16 protein-coding genes are annotated in these 16918 nt (G+C 53.7%); 11 read left to right on the top strand and 5 right to left on the bottom strand.

What is annotated here, in order from left to right:
• The first annotated feature begins 1 nt into the window (after nucleotide 1).
• Nucleotides 2-1951: a DNA topoisomerase III gene (gene topB / locus OLG56_RS09645; protein WP_031565776.1), complete on the top strand. Its 1950-nt coding sequence runs from the start codon at nucleotides 2-4 to the stop codon at nucleotides 1949-1951.
• Nucleotides 1952-1980: 29 nt separating this feature from the next.
• Here topB and gdhA read toward each other — a convergent pair whose 3' ends face one another.
• Nucleotides 1981-3324 carry an NADP-specific glutamate dehydrogenase gene (gdhA, locus tag OLG56_RS09650; RefSeq protein ID WP_000372865.1) on the bottom strand — a complete coding sequence of 448 codons (1344 nt, stop codon included), beginning with the start codon at nucleotides 3322-3324 and terminating at the stop codon, nucleotides 1981-1983.
• A 238-nt stretch (nucleotides 3325-3562) separates the two neighbouring features.
• Between gdhA and OLG56_RS09655 the strand changes: the two genes are divergently transcribed.
• Nucleotides 3563-3838 (top strand): YnjH family protein, encoded by a 276-nt coding sequence (locus OLG56_RS09655; protein WP_001254682.1) that lies wholly within the window; start codon nucleotides 3563-3565, stop codon nucleotides 3836-3838.
• On the opposite strand, the gene OLG56_RS09660 is transcribed toward OLG56_RS09655, so the two are convergent.
• Together OLG56_RS09660 and xthA are read right to left on the bottom strand one after the other, a co-directional pair.
• Nucleotides 3798-4214, bottom strand: a complete 417-nt coding sequence (locus OLG56_RS09660; protein ID WP_000592136.1) for a pyrimidine (deoxy)nucleoside triphosphate diphosphatase — start codon at nucleotides 4212-4214, stop codon at nucleotides 3798-3800. The two genes, OLG56_RS09655 and OLG56_RS09660, sit on opposite strands and share 41 nt — an antisense overlap.
• 72 nt (nucleotides 4215-4286) lie before the next feature.
• Nucleotides 4287-5093: an exodeoxyribonuclease III gene (gene xthA, locus OLG56_RS09665; protein ID WP_000673954.1), complete on the bottom strand. Its 807-nt coding sequence runs from the start codon at nucleotides 5091-5093 to the stop codon at nucleotides 4287-4289.
• A 445-nt stretch (nucleotides 5094-5538) separates the two neighbouring features.
• Here xthA and astC point away from each other — a divergent pair, with 445 nt between their 5' ends.
• The 6 genes from astC (at nucleotide 5539) to spy (ending at nucleotide 12387) form a co-directional block, all read left to right on the top strand.
• Nucleotides 5539-6765, top strand: coding sequence for a succinylornithine/acetylornithine transaminase (astC, locus tag OLG56_RS09670; protein WP_001534648.1), 1227 nt, complete (start codon nucleotides 5539-5541; stop codon nucleotides 6763-6765).
• Nucleotides 6756-7790 carry an arginine N-succinyltransferase gene (gene astA, locus OLG56_RS09675; protein ID WP_001263885.1) on the top strand — a complete coding sequence of 345 codons (1035 nt, stop codon included), beginning with the start codon at nucleotides 6756-6758 and terminating at the stop codon, nucleotides 7788-7790. The genes astC and astA overlap by 10 nt, the downstream gene beginning before the upstream one ends.
• The gene (astD, locus tag OLG56_RS09680; RefSeq protein ID WP_207011559.1) at nucleotides 7787-9265 is read left to right on the top strand and encodes a succinylglutamate-semialdehyde dehydrogenase; all 1479 of its coding nucleotides are present in this window, start codon (nucleotides 7787-7789) and stop codon (nucleotides 9263-9265) included. Before astA ends, astD begins: the two co-directional genes overlap by 4 nt.
• Nucleotides 9262-10605, top strand: coding sequence for an N-succinylarginine dihydrolase (gene astB / locus OLG56_RS09685; RefSeq protein ID WP_000123949.1), 1344 nt, complete (start codon nucleotides 9262-9264; stop codon nucleotides 10603-10605). The genes astD and astB overlap by 4 nt, the downstream gene beginning before the upstream one ends.
• A complete protein-coding gene (gene astE / locus OLG56_RS09690) occupies nucleotides 10598-11566 on the top strand; it encodes a succinylglutamate desuccinylase (protein ID WP_061377364.1) in 969 nt (322 codons plus the stop codon). The genes astB and astE overlap by 8 nt, the downstream gene beginning before the upstream one ends.
• Nucleotides 11567-11901: 335 nt before the next feature.
• On the top strand, nucleotides 11902-12387 hold the full coding sequence (gene spy, locus OLG56_RS09695; RefSeq protein WP_001228998.1) for an ATP-independent periplasmic protein-refolding chaperone Spy: 486 nt from the start codon (nucleotides 11902-11904) through the stop codon (nucleotides 12385-12387).
• A 74-nt stretch (nucleotides 12388-12461) separates the two neighbouring features.
• Here spy and cho read toward each other — a convergent pair whose 3' ends face one another.
• Both cho and nadE read right to left on the bottom strand, forming a co-directional pair.
• The gene (gene cho / locus OLG56_RS09700) at nucleotides 12462-13343 is read right to left on the bottom strand and encodes an excinuclease Cho (protein ID WP_001518228.1); all 882 of its coding nucleotides are present in this window, start codon (nucleotides 13341-13343) and stop codon (nucleotides 12462-12464) included.
• A gap of 120 nt (nucleotides 13344-13463) precedes the next feature.
• The gene (gene nadE / locus OLG56_RS09705; RefSeq protein ID WP_000174980.1) at nucleotides 13464-14291 is read right to left on the bottom strand and encodes an NAD(+) synthase; all 828 of its coding nucleotides are present in this window, start codon (nucleotides 14289-14291) and stop codon (nucleotides 13464-13466) included.
• Nucleotides 14292-14509: 218 nt separating this feature from the next.
• Between nadE and osmE the strand changes: the two genes are divergently transcribed.
• The 3 genes from osmE (at nucleotide 14510) to chbC (ending at nucleotide 16913) form a co-directional block, all read left to right on the top strand.
• Complete coding sequence (gene osmE / locus OLG56_RS09710; protein ID WP_001039301.1) at nucleotides 14510-14851, top strand: osmotically-inducible lipoprotein OsmE; 342 nt, start codon at nucleotides 14510-14512, stop codon at nucleotides 14849-14851.
• Nucleotides 14852-15151: 300 nt separating this feature from the next.
• The gene (gene chbB / locus OLG56_RS09715) at nucleotides 15152-15472 is read left to right on the top strand and encodes a PTS N,N'-diacetylchitobiose transporter subunit IIB (RefSeq protein WP_000412161.1); all 321 of its coding nucleotides are present in this window, start codon (nucleotides 15152-15154) and stop codon (nucleotides 15470-15472) included.
• Nucleotides 15473-15554: 82 nt separating this feature from the next.
• The gene (chbC, locus tag OLG56_RS09720; RefSeq protein WP_000073063.1) at nucleotides 15555-16913 is read left to right on the top strand and encodes a PTS N,N'-diacetylchitobiose transporter subunit IIC; all 1359 of its coding nucleotides are present in this window, start codon (nucleotides 15555-15557) and stop codon (nucleotides 16911-16913) included.
• Nucleotides 16914-16918: the final 5 nt, after the last annotated feature.

Here is a 16918-nt window from a genome sequence, read left to right on the forward strand (position 1 = left end):
GATGCGGTTGTTTATTGCCGAAAAACCGAGTCTGGGGCGCGCCATTGCGGATGTGCTGCCAAAACCGCACCGTAAAGGCGATGGTTTTATTGAGTGCGGAAACGGGCAGGTCGTCACCTGGTGTATTGGTCATTTGCTGGAACAGGCGCAGCCGGATGCGTATGACAGCCGTTATGCGCGCTGGAATCTGGCTGACCTGCCTATCGTGCCGGAAAAATGGCAGCTTCAGCCTCGTCCTTCCGTCACCAAACAGCTCAATGTGATTAAGCGCTTTTTGTATCAAGCCGGTGAAATTATTCACGCCGGCGACCCGGATCGCGAAGGACAGCTTCTGGTTGATGAAGTGCTGGATTATCTCCAGCTTCCTGCCGAAAAGCGCCAGCAGGTACGGCGTTGTCTGATAAACGACCTTAACCCGCAGGCGGTCGAGCGTGCTATTGACAGGCTGCGGGCGAACAGCGACTTCGTGCCGCTGTGCGTCTCCGCGCTGGCGCGAGCGCGAGCGGACTGGCTGTATGGCATTAATATGACCCGCGCTTACACGATCCTGGGCCGTAATGCCGGCTATCAGGGTGTGTTATCCGTGGGACGCGTACAGACGCCGGTACTGGGGCTGGTGGTGCGGCGAGACGAAGAGATTGAGAACTTCGTCGCCAAAGACTTCTTTGAAGTGAAGGCGCACATCGTTACGCCTGCCGACGAGCGTTTTACCGCTATCTGGCAGCCGAGCGAGGCGTGCGAACCTTATCAGGATGAAGAGGGGCGCTTGCTTCATCGTCCGCTGGCGGAGCATGTGGTGAACCGAATCAACGGTCAGCCCGCGCTGGTAACCAGTTATAATGATAAACGGGAATCAGAATCCGCGCCGCTGCCGTTTTCGCTCTCGACGCTACAGATTGAAGCCGCCAAACGCTTTGGCCTGAGCGCGCAAAACGTGCTTGATATTTGTCAGAAGCTCTATGAAACCCACAAACTGATTACCTATCCGCGTTCCGACTGCCGTTATCTGCCGGAAGAACACTTTGCCGGACGGCAGGCGGTCATGAACGCGATTAGCGTCCACGCCCCGGATTTACTGCCGCAGCCTGTGGTTAATCCTGATACGCGCAATCGCTGCTGGGATGACAAAAAAGTGGATGCGCACCACGCGATTATCCCGACGGCGCGCAGTTCTTCTGTCCATCTGACGGAAAACGAAGCGAAAGTGTACACCCTGATTGCGCGTCAGTATCTGATGCAGTTCTGCCCGGACGCGGTGTTTCGTAAATGCGTTATTGAACTGGAAATCGCCAAAGGAAAATTTGTCGCCAAAGCGCGTTTTCTGGCGGAGGCCGGTTGGCGGACGTTACTGGGCAGTAAAGAGCGCGACGAGGAAAACGACGGTACGCCGCTGCCGGTTGTCGCCAAAGGTGATGAGTTGCTGTGTGAAAAGGGGGAAGTGGTCGAGCGCCAAACCCAGCCGCCGCGTCATTTCACCGATGCGACATTGCTTTCCGCGATGACCGGAATTGCCCGCTTCGTGCAGGATAAAGATCTGAAAAAGATCCTGCGCGCGACCGATGGGCTGGGGACGGAAGCCACGCGCGCCGGGATTATTGAGCTGCTGTTCAAACGTAGCTTTCTGACCAAAAAAGGGCGCTACATTCATTCTACCGATGCTGGCAAAGCGTTAATACATTCGCTGCCGGAAATGGCGGCCCGTCCAGATATGACCGCGCACTGGGAATCTGTTTTGACGCAAATCAGCGAAAAGCAGTGCCGTTACCAGGATTTTATGCAACCGCTGGTCGGCACGTTATATCAGCTGATCGATCAGGCTAAGCGCACGCCGGTGAAGCGCTTCAGAGGGATAGTCGCGCCAGGCGGTGGAGACAAGAAAAAGAGCGCGCCGCGTAAGCGAGCGGGCAAAAAAAGCCCGCCTGCTGAGGAGACAGGCCGTCAGACCGAATAAGCGTAAAGCCATCTGGCCTGACGACGGGATTAAATGACGCCCTGCGCCAGCATGGCGTCGGCGACTTTCACGAAACCGGCGATGTTGGCGCCCTGAACGTAGTTGGTATGCTTATTATCGCCGCCGTACTCGACACAGGCGTGGTGGATATCCAGCATAATGTGATGCAGACGGGCATCCACTTTCTCGGCTTTCCAGCTCAACCGCGCGGCGTTCTGCGCCATTTCCAGCCCTGATGTCGCCACGCCGCCCGCGTTGGCGGCTTTACCCGGCGCAAACAGTACGCCCGCTTCAAGGAAGAGATCGGTCGCTTCAATCGTGGTTGGCATATTTGCCCCTTCCGCCACGGCTTTTACGCCATTGGCAATCAGTACGCGCGCGGCGTCAACGTCCAGTTCGTTCTGCGTCGCGCATGGCAGGGCGATATCCACCGGTACGCTCCAGGGCTGCTGGCCTTCCAGATAGGTTAAGCCAAACTCACGGGCGTAGTCAGCGACGCGACCGTCACGGCTGGCTTTAATTTCACACAGACGCGCCAGCTTCTCTGGCGTGAAGCCACTTTCATCAACCACTGTCCCGCTCGAATCCGACGCGGTAACCACGCGCGCGCCAAAGGCCATCGCTTTCTCAATGGCGTATTGCGCTACGTTGCCGGAGCCGGACACGGCGACGCGCATCCCTTCGAAACCGAGACCATGACGTTTAAGCATCGCTTCGGTGAAGTAGACCAGGCCATAACCCGTTGCCTCCGGGCGAATCAGACTGCCGCCGAAGGAAAGCCCTTTGCCGGTGAAGACGCAGGCGCTGTTATTGGAAAGCTTGCGCATCATTCCCGCCATAAAGCCCACTTCGCGCCCGCCCACGCCGATATCCCCGGCAGGCACGTCGGTATCCGGCCCTAAATGACGATACAGTTCAGTCATCAGCGCCTGGCAGAAACGCATCACTTCGCCTTCGCTTTTCCCTTTCGGATCAAAATCGCTGCCGCCTTTACCGCCGCCCATCGGCAACGTGGTGAGGGCATTTTTAAAGGTTTGCTCAAAGCCGAGGAACTTAAGGATGGAAAGGTTTACCGAAGGATGGAAGCGCATACCGCCTTTATAGGGGCCGATAGCAGAGTTGAACTGCACGCGCCAGGCGCGATTTACCTGCACCTGGTTTTTGTCGTCCAGCCACACTACGCGAAACTGAATTACGCGCTCTGGTTCAACCAAACGTTCCAGTAAAGACATGTGGCGGTAACGGGGGTTTTGTTCAAGAAACGGCCACAGGGTGGTCATGACTTCACGGACGGCTTGCGCGAACTCGGTTTGATGCGGGTCGCGCTTTTGTACATGGTTGAGGAACGATTCCAGAGAACATGTCTGATCCATAGATATAAAAACCTCTTATATATTAATGTGGTTGTATTTGCGTTTTATCAGAATATGTATTTGCAGTTTTCGACTATACCATCAGCAATGTGACGGTAAGCAAGAAAAAAATGACGCTGCTAAGTAAATTCATAACGGGGCGAGGGTCATAACTAAAAGCGATGACAAAAGAGGATTAAAGTTTTCACGGCGGCTTACCGTTATACTGAGAATATACTTAGAAAAATAAGGAAATCCTATGCGCCGAAGCCTCGTGGTCGCCGTGATGGCGATAATGCCAATGGTCGGGCTGGCAAACCAGAACAGTCGTCCTGATATTCAGGTGAATGTCCCGCCGGAAGTTTTCAGCACGCGCGGTCAGTCGTCCCAGCCATGCATTCAGTGCTGCGTTTACCAGGATCAGAATTACTCCGAAGGCGCGGTAATAAAAGTGGAAGGCGTCTTGCTCCAGTGCCAGCGTGACGAAAAAACCATCAGCACGAATCCGTTAGTCTGGCGTCGCGTAAAGCCATAAACGCCTGCAATAGCGGAATATCCGCCGGGGCGAGGGGGTATTCCAGCGCCTCTTCCGGCGTACACCAGGCTAATGCCTGATGTTCCAGCGCACGTATCAGGCCGTTAAACGCAGGCACATGCCAGGCGTGCAAATGAATTCGTCGGCCAGACACGTCGCGTTGATGGCTGGCGATATAGACGCCGGGCGTGGCGTCAATCCCTAACTCTTCGCGTAGCTCGCGGATAAGCGCCTGCGGCTGGGTTTCGCCGGGTTCGACTTTACCACCGGCAAACTCCCATAAACCGGCTTGATCCGCATGAGCTGGGCGCTGGGCCAGCAGAATTTTGCCGTCGCGTTCAATGATGGCGGCAACAACATCGAGTTTTTTTATCATTGTCGTTAAGGTCGTTATTCCTGCCGGGAAGCGTCGCGCTATCCCGGCCTTACGGTTAATCAGAAAGCGGAATCAAACACGAAACGTCGCCCAGACCGGCGCATGGTCGGAGGGTTTTTCCATACTGCGAATGTCGTAGTCTATACCGGTTTCTGCGCAACGTTCCGCCAGCGGAGCGCTTGCCAGCAAGAGGTCGATACGCAGCCCGCGATTATCCACGAAACCTTTTGAGCGGTAATCAAACCACGAAAATTTATCCATCGTTTGCGGATTCGCCTGACGGAACGTGTCCACTAATCCCCACTTCAGTAACCGCGACATCCATTCACGCTCCTCCGGCAGGAAGGAGCATTTACCGGTACGCAGCCAGCGTTTGCGGTTCTCTTCGCCGATGCCAATATCCAGATCGGTCGGGCTGATATTCATGTCGCCCATAATTAATACCGGATTATCGCACTTGAGTTCCGTTTCAAGATAGTTTTGCAAGTTCTGATAAAACTGCGCTTTCGCGGGGAACTTCAACGGATGATCCCGGCTTTCCCCCTGCGGGAAATAGCCGTTAATGACGGTAATATTACCCAGCGGCGAGGGGATTTCCGCCATGATAATGCGGCGTTGCGCCTCTTCGCCATCATCCGGGAAACCGCGTCTGACGGAAATGGGCGTGGCTTTTGTTAGCAGCGCGACGCCGTAATGGCCTTTTTGTCCATGATAGAAAACGTTATAGCCCAGCTTCGCGACCTCTTCGAGCGGGAACATTTCGTCGTGGACTTTTGTCTCCTGTAGACCGATCACATCGGGCTGGTGTTTTTCGACAATCGCTTCAAGCTGATGGGGACGGGCGCGCAGGCCGTTGATATTAAAAGAGACAAATTTCATAGTCACTGCCACTTTGCAAGGTGAATCGTGTTGGGATGGTAACAGAAATTTTACCGGGTGACTGCCACTCATCGTCAGATTCGGCCAATGGAAGCGTATGGTGTTTTCTATAGCGCGAAAATGGCACGGTTTGCGTGCAGATGCGCCAGAACGGGGCGGTAATTTCCAGTAAATTTCGTATAAGATCACAATTCCAGAATTATATTTGGCAACTGAATAATATTTCGCTTTTTCCTCTTTTTAGCCACCGATTATGCGGAAATATTCACTTTTCATGCAGTAAAAGTGAATATCGCTACGCTGTAACCCATTGATTTACCGTTTATCACTTCTGTTTATGCAATGTTAACGCTGGCTGGCACGAATACTGCAATCTACATTTACAGCGCAAACACTCATATTAATTAACATATAAATAACTTTATTTTTACCAAAAGAGGTCGCTATGTCTCTGTCAGTTACGCGTGAAAACTTTGATGAATGGATGGTGCCAGTATACGTTCCCGCGCCTTTTATTCCTGTACGCGGAGAAGGCTCACGCCTGTGGGATCAGCAGGGGAAAGAGTACATTGATTTTGCTGGCGGGATCGCGGTCAACGCTTTGGGACATGCGCATCCGGCGCTGCGCGAGGCGTTAAATGAACAGGCGAATCGCTTCTGGCATACCGGGAACGGTTACACCAATGAACCGGCGCTGAGACTGGCGAAAAAACTGATCGACGCGACCTTCGCCGAACGCGTTTTCTTTTGTAATTCAGGCGCTGAAGCAAATGAAGCAGCATTAAAACTGGCGCGCAAATATGCCCACGATCGTGTCGGCAATCATAAAAGCGGCATTGTGGCCTTTAAAAACGCGTTCCATGGCCGCACGCTCTTTACCGTCAGCGCTGGCGGTCAACCCACCTATTCACAGGACTTTGCGCCGCTGCCGCCGGATATTCGTCATGCAGCCTATAACGATCTGAACTCCGCCAGCGCGCTAATTGATGACAATACCTGCGCCGTGATCGTAGAGCCTGTGCAGGGCGAGGGCGGCGTGATCCCCGCCACGAAAGCTTTTTTGCAGGGGCTGCGTGAATTGTGCGACCGGCATCAGGCGTTACTGATTTTTGATGAGGTGCAGACGGGCGTCGGACGTACCGGCGAACTGTATGCATATATGCATTATGGCGTTACGCCCGATATCCTGACGACCGCTAAAGCGCTGGGCGGCGGCTTCCCGATCGGCGCGATGCTGACCACGCAAGACTATGCCAGCGTCATGACGCCAGGCACGCATGGCACCACCTACGGCGGTAATCCGCTGGCAACGGCAGTTGCCGGAAAAGTTCTGGATATCATCAATACGCCGGAGATGCAAAACGGCGTCAGACAGCGCCACGATGCGTTTATTGAACGTCTAAATACCCTTAATGTACGTTTTGGCATGTTCAGTGAAATTCGCGGGCTGGGGCTACTGCTTGGCTGTGTGCTACAGACGGAGTTTGCCGGAAAAGCCAAACTCATCGCTCAGGAAGCGGCAAAAGCCGGCGTGATGGTGCTCATCGCCGGCGGCGACGTGGTGCGTTTTGCGCCAGCGTTAAATGTGAGCGACGAGGAGATAGCCACCGGGCTTGATCGTTTTGCCCTGGCGTGCGAACGCCTTCAGACGGGAGGCGCATCATGCGGGTGATTCGTCCTGTCGAACATGCGGATATCGCCGCGCTGATGCAGCTTGCAGGCAAAACGGGCGGCGGCTTAACCTCGCTACCGGCAAATGAAGCGACGCTGGCGGCCCGCATTGAACGCGCGCTAAAAACCTGGTCCGACGAGCTGCCAAAAGGCGAACAAGGGTATGTATTCGTTCTCGAGGACAGTGAAACGGGTGAGGTCGGCGGGATCTGCGCCATTGAGGTCGCGGTCGGTCTTAACGACCCCTGGTATAACTATCGTGTCGGTACGCTGGTTCATGCCTCCAAAGAGCTGAATGTATATAACGCGTTGCCAACATTATTCCTGAGTAATGATCATACCGGCAGCAGTGAGCTTTGCACGCTGTTTCTCGATCCCGAATGGCGTAAAGAGGGTAACGGCTACCTGTTGTCAAAATCGCGCTTTATGTTTATGGCCGCGTTTCGCGATAAATTCAATGAGAAAGTGGTGGCGGAAATGCGCGGCGTCATTGACGAGCACGGTTATTCTCCCTTCTGGCAAAGTCTCGGCAAACGCTTTTTTTCTATGGATTTCAGCCGGGCGGATTTTTTATGCGGTACCGGGCAAAAAGCGTTTATCGCCGAGCTGATGCCCAAACATCCTATTTATACCCACTTCTTATCTGAAGAGGCACAGGCCGTAATTGGCGAAGTCCACCCGCAAACGGCGCCAGCCCGCGCGGTGCTGGAAAAGGAAGGCTTTCGCTATCGCCACTATATCGACATCTTCGACGGCGGGCCGACGCTGGAGTGTGATATTGACCGCGTGCGGGCCATTCGTAAAAGCCGACTGGTGGAAGTCGCGGAAGGGCAACCCGCGCCTGGCGACTATCCGGCATGTCTGGTCGCCAATGAAAACTATCACCACTTTCGGGCCGCGCTGGTGCGTGCCGATCCGCAGACTTCACGACTTGTACTTACCGCCGCGCAGTTGGATGCGCTGAAATGTCGCGCGGGCGACCACGTTCGGCTGGTACGCCTTTGCGCTGAGGAGAAAACCGTATGACGCTATGGATAAACGGCGACTGGATAACCGGTCAGGGCGAACGCCGCCGCAAAACGAACCCGGTGAGCGCGGAGATACTTTGGCAGGGGAATGACGCTAATGCGGCACAGGTCGCCGAGGCCTGTCAGGCGGCGCGCGCGGCGTTTCCTCGTTGGGCCAGAGAGCCTTTTGCGGCACGACAGGCTATCGTAGAGAAATTTGCCGCCCTGCTGGAGGCGCATAAAGCCGAGCTCACGGAGGTCATCGCGCGTGAAACCGGTAAACCGCGCTGGGAGGCGGCAACCGAAGTGACGGCGATGATCAATAAGATTGCCATCTCGATTAAGGCTTACCATGTCAGAACAGGCGAACAAAAAAGCGAACTTGTCGATGGCGCCGCGACGTTGCGCCATCGTCCTCACGGTGTGCTGGCGGTATTCGGCCCTTATAACTTTCCCGGCCATTTACCGAATGGCCATATTGTGCCCGCGTTGCTGGTAGGCAATACGCTGATTTTCAAACCTAGCGAGCTAACGCCATGGACCGGGGAAACGGTAATAAAACTCTGGGAACAGGCGGGGCTACCGGCAGGCGTTCTTAATCTGGTGCAGGGCGGCCGGGAGACCGGACAAGCGCTGAGTTCGCTCGACGATCTCGACGGACTGCTGTTTACCGGCAGCGCCAGTACCGGATATCAGCTTCATCGCCAGCTATCCGGCCAGCCGGAAAAAATCCTGGCTCTTGAAATGGGCGGAAACAACCCGCTCATTATTGAGGATGTGGCAAATATAGATGCGGCGGTACATCTGACGCTGCAATCGGCGTTTATTACCGCCGGACAGCGCTGTACCTGCGCGCGACGCCTTCTGGTAAAACAGGGTGCGCAGGGAGATGCATTTCTGGCGCGGCTGGTTGACGTCGCCGGACGTCTGCAGCCCGGCAGATGGGACGATGATCCGCAGCCGTTTATCGGCGGACTGATTTCAGCGCAGGCGGCACAGCATGTGATGGAGGCCTGGCGTCAACGAGAGGCATTAGGCGGTCGCACGCTACTGGCGCCGCGGAAGGTCAAAGAGGGAACCTCTCTGCTGACGCCTGGCATCATTGAGCTGACGGGCGTCGCGGATGTGCCGGATGAAGAGGTGTTTGGTCCGCTGCTGAGCGTCTGGCGTTATGCGCATTTCGATGAGGCGATTCGTCTGGCGAATAATACCCGTTTTGGTCTGTCGTGTGGGCTGGTGTCGACGGATCGCGCGCAGTTCGAACAGCTCTTGCTGGAGGCGCGGGCAGGGATCGTTAACTGGAATAAACCGCTCACCGGGGCAGCGAGTACTGCGCCGTTTGGTGGTGTCGGCGCGTCTGGCAACCATCGGCCCAGCGCCTGGTATGCCGCCGATTATTGCGCCTGGCCGATGGCCAGTCTGGAATCTCCCGAACTGACGTTGCCTGCGACATTAAGCCCCGGCCTCGACTTTTCTCGCAGGGAGGCGGTATGACGGCGCATGAAGTTAATTTTGACGGTCTGGTGGGGCTTACGCACCATTATGCCGGGCTATCCTTCGGCAATGAGGCATCGACCCGCCACCGTTTTCAGGTGTCGAATCCTCGTCTGGCGGTAAAACAGGGGCTGCTAAAGATGAAAGCTCTGGCGGATGCCGGCTTTCCCCAGGCGGTGATCCCGCCGCATGAGCGACCTTTTATTCCGGCGTTGCGTCAGCTCGGCTTCACGGGTAGCGATGAGCAGATTCTGGATAAGGTTGCGCGTCAGGCGCCACGCTGGCTTTCCAGCGTGAGTTCCGCGTCGCCAATGTGGGTTGCGAATGCGGCGACGGTTTGCCCATCGGCAGACGCGCTGGACGGGAAAGTTCACCTGACGGTGGCGAATTTAAACAATAAATTTCATCGCGCTCTTGAGGCGCCTGTTACCGAAGCGCTGCTACGCGCCATATTTCGCGATGAAAGTCAGTTTTCAGTGCATAGCGCGTTACCGCAGGTCGCATTATTGGGAGATGAAGGCGCGGCGAATCATAACCGTCTTGGCGGCGAGTATGGTTCGGCAGGCGTGCAGCTTTTTGTCTATGGGCGCGAAGAGGAGAATGAAATACGACCCGCTCGTTATCCGGCGCGCCAGAGCCGCGAAGCCAGCGAGGCCGTGGCGCGTCTTAATCAGGTGAATCCGCAACAGGTTATCTTCGCTCAGCAGAACCCGGAGGTCATCGATCAAGGCGTATTCCATAATGATGTCATCGCCGTTTCGAATCGACAGGTATTGTTTTGCCACGAAGCGGCGTTTGCCCGGCAGAAAGTGCTCATTAATCAGTTGCGTACGCGCGTTGACGGTTTTATGGCGATAGAGGTGCCCGCCGGAGAGGTTTCTGTATCAGATGCTGTGGCGACCTACCTGTTTAATAGTCAGTTGTTAAGCCGTGACGACGGCTCAATGCTGTTAGTGTTGCCGCGGGAATGTCAGGATCATGTCGGCGTCTGGCGCTATCTGAATAAGCTGGTGGCGGAGGATAACCCCATCAGCGCGATGCAGGTGTTTGATTTGCGAGAAAGTATGGCTAACGGCGGCGGGCCGGCCTGTCTGCGATTACGCGTGGTGTTAACAGAAGAAGAACGACGGGCGGTGAATCCAGCGGTAATGATGAATGACGCTCTGTTTACGGCCCTTAACGCGTGGGCGGATCGTTATTATCGCGATCGCCTGACCGCCGCCGATCTGGCCGATCCGTTATTATTGCGAGAAGGCCGGGAGGCGCTGGATGTGTTAACGCGTCTGCTGGATTTGGGGTCGGTTTATCCTTTCCAGCAAACGGGGGCGGCTGATGGATAACTTTCTGGCGTTGACGCTAAGCGGCACGACACCACGGGTGACGCAGGGGAAGGGCGCGGGTTTTCGCTGGCGCTGGTTAGGCCATGGTCTGCTTGAACTCACGCCCGATGCGCCGGTCGACCGCGCGTTAATTCTTTCTGCGGGGATACACGGCAATGAAACCGCGCCGGTCGAGATGCTGGATAAGCTGCTGTCGGCGCTGTTTTCAGGCAGCTTGATGTTAACGTGGCGAGTGCTGGTGGTACTCGGCAATCCGCAGGCGCTGGCGGCGGGAATACGCTATTGTCACAGCGATATGAACCGTATGTTTGGCGGGCGTTGGCAGTCCTTTGCCGAAAGCGATGAAACGCGGCGGGCGCGTGAGCTGGAGCTAAGTCTGGAGACCTTCTTTTCCTCTGGTCAGGCGCGGGTACGCTGGCATCTGGATCTGCATACCGCCATTCGTGGCTCGCATCATTTGCGTTTTGGCGTATTGCCGCAGCGCGACCGCCCGTGGGAGGCGGATTTTCTGGCGTGGCTGGGCGCGGCAGGACTGGAGGCGTTGGTATTTCATCAGGCGCCAGGCGGTACGTTTACGCACTTTAGCTCTGAACATTTCGGCGCGCTTTCCTGTACGCTGGAGTTGGGAAAGGCGTTGCCGTTTGGGCAAAACGATCTGACGCAGTTCAGCGTAACCTCGCAGGCGTTGTCGGCGCTGCTGAGCGGTATCGAAACGTCAACCTCGTCTTCGCCGCCGCTACGCTATCGGGTGGTGTCGCAAATCACGCGTCACAGCGACAAGTTCGCGCTTTATATGGATGCGCAAACGCTGAATTTTACTGCCTTTGCGAAGGGAACGTTGCTGGCCGAGGAGGGGGATAAGCGTGTGACGGTGACGCATGACGTTGAATATGTTCTCTTTCCTAATCCCTCTGTCGCCTGCGGATTGCGGGCTGGATTAATGCTGGAAAGACTGCCCTGATAAATGTCCCTGTAAGCTCACGTTAGGATTACAGGGATGATTTGGGACACATTTTCATGCTATTACGGATTATTCCTGGAGAATTGCTTTATTAATAAGCGTTGCTGCGTTATAGTTCTGCATAATTTCTGCTATATCATGCTGTTGTATATTTCTCTTTCAACTCTGCGCAATTTATTCTTTTTTTCTTCACAATTGGCGAAAAAGTGTTTTTTATACTTTCATTGTTTTACCGTTGTTATGACTAATTGACGCTAAGACGGTTAAAGTTAATCACGACAACACGGCGCTGTTTTAAATATGCCGTAAAAATAACTGAAAGGAAGGATGGAAATATGCGTAAACTGACTGCTCTATTTGTTGCCTCTACCCTGGCGATGGGTGCTGCGAATCTGGCTCATGCCGCTGAGACTACCACCGCCGCGCCAGCGGATGCGAAGCCAATGATGCAGCATAAAGGTAAATTTGGCCCACATCACGATATGATGTTTAAAAACCTGAACCTGACAGACGCACAGAAGCAACAAATTCGCGACATTATGAAAGCGCAGCGCGAGCAAATGAAACGTCCGCTGCTGGAAGAGCGTCGCGCCATGCATGATATTATTGCCAGCGATACCTTCGATAAAGCCAAAGCCGAAGCGCAAATTACGAAAATGGAAGCGCAGCGCAAGGCCAATATGCTGGCGCATATGGAAACCCAGAATAAAATTTATAACGTTCTGACGCCGGAGCAGAAAAAGCAATATAACGCTAATTTTGAGAAGCGTCTGACAGAACGCCCGGCGCAAGAAGGTAAAATGCCTGCTGCGGCAGAATAACTTTCCACATAATTTAAGACCGCCGGTCTTGTCGACAACACAATCGTTGAGGTGGACAGGATCGGCGGTTTTCTTTATGACTGGCGACAGTCGGTGTGCAGTTCAATGATCTCATATTGACCTGACATTAGTGGCTTACAGAGAATTTTATAGCCATCCTGATCAAAGCCCGCAGGGGTGCGCACCAGGGTGGCGGCCTCATCCAGCGAGGGGACCGCCCCCAGCCATAACCAGTTGTTGATAATATGGAACTGGGTCATTTGCGGGCGGCTCTCTTTTAACGCGATAGCGCCTTTCCAGGGCCAGCAAACCACACGTAACCGTTCCAGCGAGGCCTGCAGACGAAGAAAATGCGCCTGCGGGGTTTCTTGCCCACAGCACGCGCCAGCGCAGCGCTTCAGAGCGAAACGAAAACAGGCGCGCCCACGGCTTACCGGTTCAAGCCCCAGCAGGCCATAACACAATTTTTGTTCATCGGCGAGGTTCTGTAAGCTTTGCAGCGCCGCCCGACGGTTGGCGAAGAGCCCAAACAGGTTCGGCTCATGGGAAAAATCGACGCTGCGGGCGGAAACGACCTCAATCTTTTGTTCGCTCAACTGTAGAGAGCAAAGCTGGCGATTACGCCGTAACCGCTTGTTAAACAGCGGCTGTTGTTCTTTGATCAGCCGCGCCTCCAGCAGCAACGCGCCCATTTCCCCAGCGGTGCAGATCCAGCTTATCCGCCGCGCCTGTCGCAGCATAGCGGCCTCGTCAGGCGTTCGCAGATGTGAGAGCACCCGGCTGCGAATATTTACGCTTTTACCGATATAAAGCGGCAGCGTATCGCTTTCGCTATGAAATATATAGACGCCCGGTAAGGCTGGCGCTTCGCTGAGGAAAGGACGTAAATGTTCTGGATATTCGTAAATGGCCGCCGCTTCAAACTCAAGGCGGGGGGCTGATTGACGCCGTACCACAGTGATCTCCGTTAACTGGTTATTCATCCAGTATAACAGCGGATGGGTGATTAAAAAAGAGGCTGGGAAGAGAGGAGGCCGGATAGACGAGCGATATCCGGCGCAACAGTAGAAGTACGCTTACTTTTTCCAAAAGTCGTCGAATACCGTAATCGGTAAACGGCGCTTATGTTCAGTTTTTACATACCAGCCTTCGATAGTTTTAGCGATGGCGGGGTCCAGCGTTTTGCCTTCCAGGTAATCGTCAATATTGTCATACGTTACGCCCAGCGCGGCTTCATCAGGTAGTGAAGGGCGGTCGTCTTCCAAATCGGCGGTGGGGACTTTTTTATACAGATGCTCAGGACAGCCCAGCGCTGCGAGAAGCTGTTTGCCCTGGCGTTTGTTAAGGCGATGAAGCGGGTTAATGTCGGTACCGCCATCGCCATATTTGGTGAAGAACCCGGTTATCGCTTCCGCCGCATGGTCGGTGCCCACCACGACGCCGTGAGTCATACCGGCGATGCTATATTGCGCTTTCATTCGCTCACGCGCTTTTTCATTGCCGCGAACAAAATCGCTCAGCTCAATTCCCGCTTCGCGCAGCGCCTGTTCGCTGGCGAGGACGGCGCCTTTAATATTGACGGTGAGTACTCTGTCCGGCTGAATAAAAGCAATGGCGTCCTGGCAATCCTGTTCATCGGCCTGCACGCCATAAGGCAGACGAACGGCGATAAACTGCAGCGCATTATCACCGGTCTCTTCCCGCAATTCGGCGATAGCCATCTGGCTAAGTTTCCCGGCCAGCGTCGAATCCTGCCCGCCGCTGATGCCTAACACCAGCGATTTCAAAAAGGGATAGGTTTTCAGGTACGCTTTAAGAAAATCCACGCTGCGGCGAATTTCTTCTTCAGGGTTGATATGCGGTTTCGCGCCAAGCGCCTGGATTATCTCTTGCTGCAGAGTCATTTAACCCCCTTCGACATTAAAAAAATGAATCTTTACCCTGTTAAAGCTAACCCTTCGCCGCTGAAACGACAAGGTTTGGCGGGCTAAGCGGTGTTTAAAACAACATATCGCTGCGTTAGAGAATTTTCCGAAAGGCTTTTTGTGGCGGGTCGCGGCTTGAAAAATATTCTGATGTATTCCAGGCTTACATAACACGCTGATAAACAAGAGGACGGAAAATGAACAAGAACGTAGCAGGAATTTTAAGCGCAGCGGCGGTAATGACTATGCTGGCAGGCTGTACGGCGTATGATCGTACAAAAGACCAATTTGTTGAGCCTGTCGTTAAAGATGTTAAAAAAGGAATGAGCAGGGCACAGGTTGCGCAGATTGCGGGCAAACCGTCATCTGAAGTGAGCATGATTCATGCGCGCGGTACCTGTCAGACCTACATCCTGGGTCAACGTGATGGTAAAGCGGAAACCTACTTTGTTGCGCTGGATGATACCGGGCACGTGATTAACTCCGGCTACCAGACCTGTGCGGAGTACGACACTGACCCACAGGCGCCGAAGCAGTAACAACTGTACATTGCCTGAACATTCAAGGAAACCGGCCTGCGAGCCGGTTTTTTTGTGCCTGCAATAACCTTATTTATTATCGCGAATTATTTGCCCGAAATGTGAGGGGGGTCATAACGCCAGGTCAATGAGAGACAATTTAGTGGGTCAAGGAAATACCATCCGGCGGTCCGATCCCGTATACTCATTTCAGCCACCTAAAAAAGTAAATCCGGTTACGCAAGTCGCCCAGAGTATGGATGCAGGTTGAGGCTTGCGGCGTATCTGGTTGACAGATAATCGCACATGAGGAAGGTTTTTATGGAAAAGAAACACATTTATCTGTTTTGTTCTGCGGGCATGTCAACATCGTTACTGGTATCAAAAATGCGCGCTCAGGCTGAAAAATATGAAGTACCGGTTATTATTGAAGCATTCCCTGAAACCCTGGCCGGTGAAAAAGGCCCGGCAGCGGACGTCGTGTTATTAGGCCCGCAAATTGCTTATATGCTCCCCGAAATTCAGCGTTTATTACCCGGTAAACCGGTAGAAGTCATTGATTCAATGTTGTACGGCAAGGTAGATGGTTTAGGCGTGCTTAAAGCTGCGGTAGCGGCAATTAAAAAAGCCGCCGCGAATTAATTATTTTTTAATTTTTCCCGTCAAAGAGTTATTTCATACACTAACCGCAATATTTTATTGCGGTATTTAAGGGTATTTTTCTATGAGTAACGTCATTGCTTCACTTGAAAAGGTACTCCTTCCTTTTGCTGTAAAAATAGGAAAGCAGCCACACGTTAATGCAATCAAGAACGGCTTTATTCGTTTAATGCCATTAACCCTTGCGGGGGCGATGTTTGTATTAATTAATAACGTTTTCCTGAGCTTTGGGGAGGGGTCGTTTTTTTATTCCATGGGCATTCGGCTTGATGCCTCAACCATTGAAACACTTAATGGATTGAAAGGCATCGGCGGGAACGTCTATAACGGCACATTGGGCATTATGTCGCTCATGGCGCCATTTTTTATCGGCATGGCGTTGGCGGAAGAGCGCAAGGTTGATGCGCTGGCCGCCGGACTGCTCTCCGTGGCGGCATTTATGACCGTAACGCCGTATAGTGTCGGCGAGGCCTATGCCGTAGGCGCAAACTGGCTGGGCGGCGCGAATATTATCTCCGGTATTATTATTGGCCTGGTGGTCGCGGAGATGTTTACATTTATTGTCCGGCGCAACTGGGTGATTAAACTACCGGACAGCGTACCGGCTTCGGTGTCTCGTTCATTCTCAGCATTAATTCCCGGCTTTATTATTCTCTCTATTATGGGGATTATTGCCTGGGCGCTGTCTAATTACGGTTCTAACTTCCATCAGATTATTATGGACACTATCTCTACGCCGCTGGCATCGCTGGGTAGCGTGGTAGGGTGGGCATATGTCATTTTTGTACCGCTGCTGTGGTTCTTTGGTATTCATGGTTCGCTGGCGCTGACCGCGCTGGACAGCGGCATCATGACGCCCTGGGCGCTGGAAAACATCTCTATTTACCAGCAGTATGGCTCCGTCGATGCGGCGCTGGAAGCCGGTAAAACGTTCCATATCTGGGCGAAACCGATGCTGGATTCTTATATCTTCCTCGGTGGTAGCGGCGCAACGCTGGGTCTGATCATCGCTATCTTCCTCGCATCTCGTCGCGCGGACTATCGCCAGGTGGCAAAACTGGCGCTGCCGTCAGGTATCTTCCAGATTAACGAACCCATCCTGTTTGGTCTGCCGATTATTATGAACCCGGTGATGTTTATCCCCTTTATTCTGGTACAACCGATTCTGGCGGCGATTACGCTGGTGGCTTACTATTTGGGTATTATTCCGCCGATTACCAATATTGCGCCGTGGACCATGCCAACCGGGCTGGGGGCGTTCTTTAACACCAACGGCAGTGTCGCCGCGTTGCTGGTTGCGCTATTTAACCTGGCGGTCGCTACCCTGATTTATCTCCCCTTCGTGGTGGTGGCTAACAAAGCGCAGAACGCCATCGAGCAGGAAGAAAGCGAAGAAGATATCGCTAACGCACTGAAATTCTAAACTCC

The organism is Salmonella sp. 2018103, from assembly GCF_026247685.1.
GTDB lineage: Bacteria > Pseudomonadota > Gammaproteobacteria > Enterobacterales > Enterobacteriaceae > Salmonella > Salmonella enterica.

Coding starts and splice junctions, on each gene's coding strand:
- topB (WP_031565776.1), top strand. CDS start 2: ATGCGGTTGTTTATTGCCGAAAAACCGAGTCTGGGGCGCGCCATTGCG.
- gdhA (WP_000372865.1), bottom strand. CDS start 3,324: ATGGATCAGACATGTTCTCTGGAATCGTTCCTCAACCATGTACAAAAG.
- OLG56_RS09655 (WP_001254682.1), top strand. CDS start 3,563: ATGCGCCGAAGCCTCGTGGTCGCCGTGATGGCGATAATGCCAATGGTC.
- OLG56_RS09660 (WP_000592136.1), bottom strand. CDS start 4,214: ATGATAAAAAAACTCGATGTTGTTGCCGCCATCATTGAACGCGACGGC.
- xthA (WP_000673954.1), bottom strand. CDS start 5,093: ATGAAATTTGTCTCTTTTAATATCAACGGCCTGCGCGCCCGTCCCCAT.
- astC (WP_001534648.1), top strand. CDS start 5,539: ATGTCTCTGTCAGTTACGCGTGAAAACTTTGATGAATGGATGGTGCCA.
- astA (WP_001263885.1), top strand. CDS start 6,756: ATGCGGGTGATTCGTCCTGTCGAACATGCGGATATCGCCGCGCTGATG.
- astD (WP_207011559.1), top strand. CDS start 7,787: ATGACGCTATGGATAAACGGCGACTGGATAACCGGTCAGGGCGAACGC.
- astB (WP_000123949.1), top strand. CDS start 9,262: ATGACGGCGCATGAAGTTAATTTTGACGGTCTGGTGGGGCTTACGCAC.
- astE (WP_061377364.1), top strand. CDS start 10,598: ATGGATAACTTTCTGGCGTTGACGCTAAGCGGCACGACACCACGGGTG.
- spy (WP_001228998.1), top strand. CDS start 11,902: ATGCGTAAACTGACTGCTCTATTTGTTGCCTCTACCCTGGCGATGGGT.
- nadE (WP_000174980.1), bottom strand. CDS start 14,291: ATGACTCTGCAGCAAGAGATAATCCAGGCGCTTGGCGCGAAACCGCAT.
- osmE (WP_001039301.1), top strand. CDS start 14,510: ATGAACAAGAACGTAGCAGGAATTTTAAGCGCAGCGGCGGTAATGACT.
- chbB (WP_000412161.1), top strand. CDS start 15,152: ATGGAAAAGAAACACATTTATCTGTTTTGTTCTGCGGGCATGTCAACA.
- chbC (WP_000073063.1), top strand. CDS start 15,555: ATGAGTAACGTCATTGCTTCACTTGAAAAGGTACTCCTTCCTTTTGCT.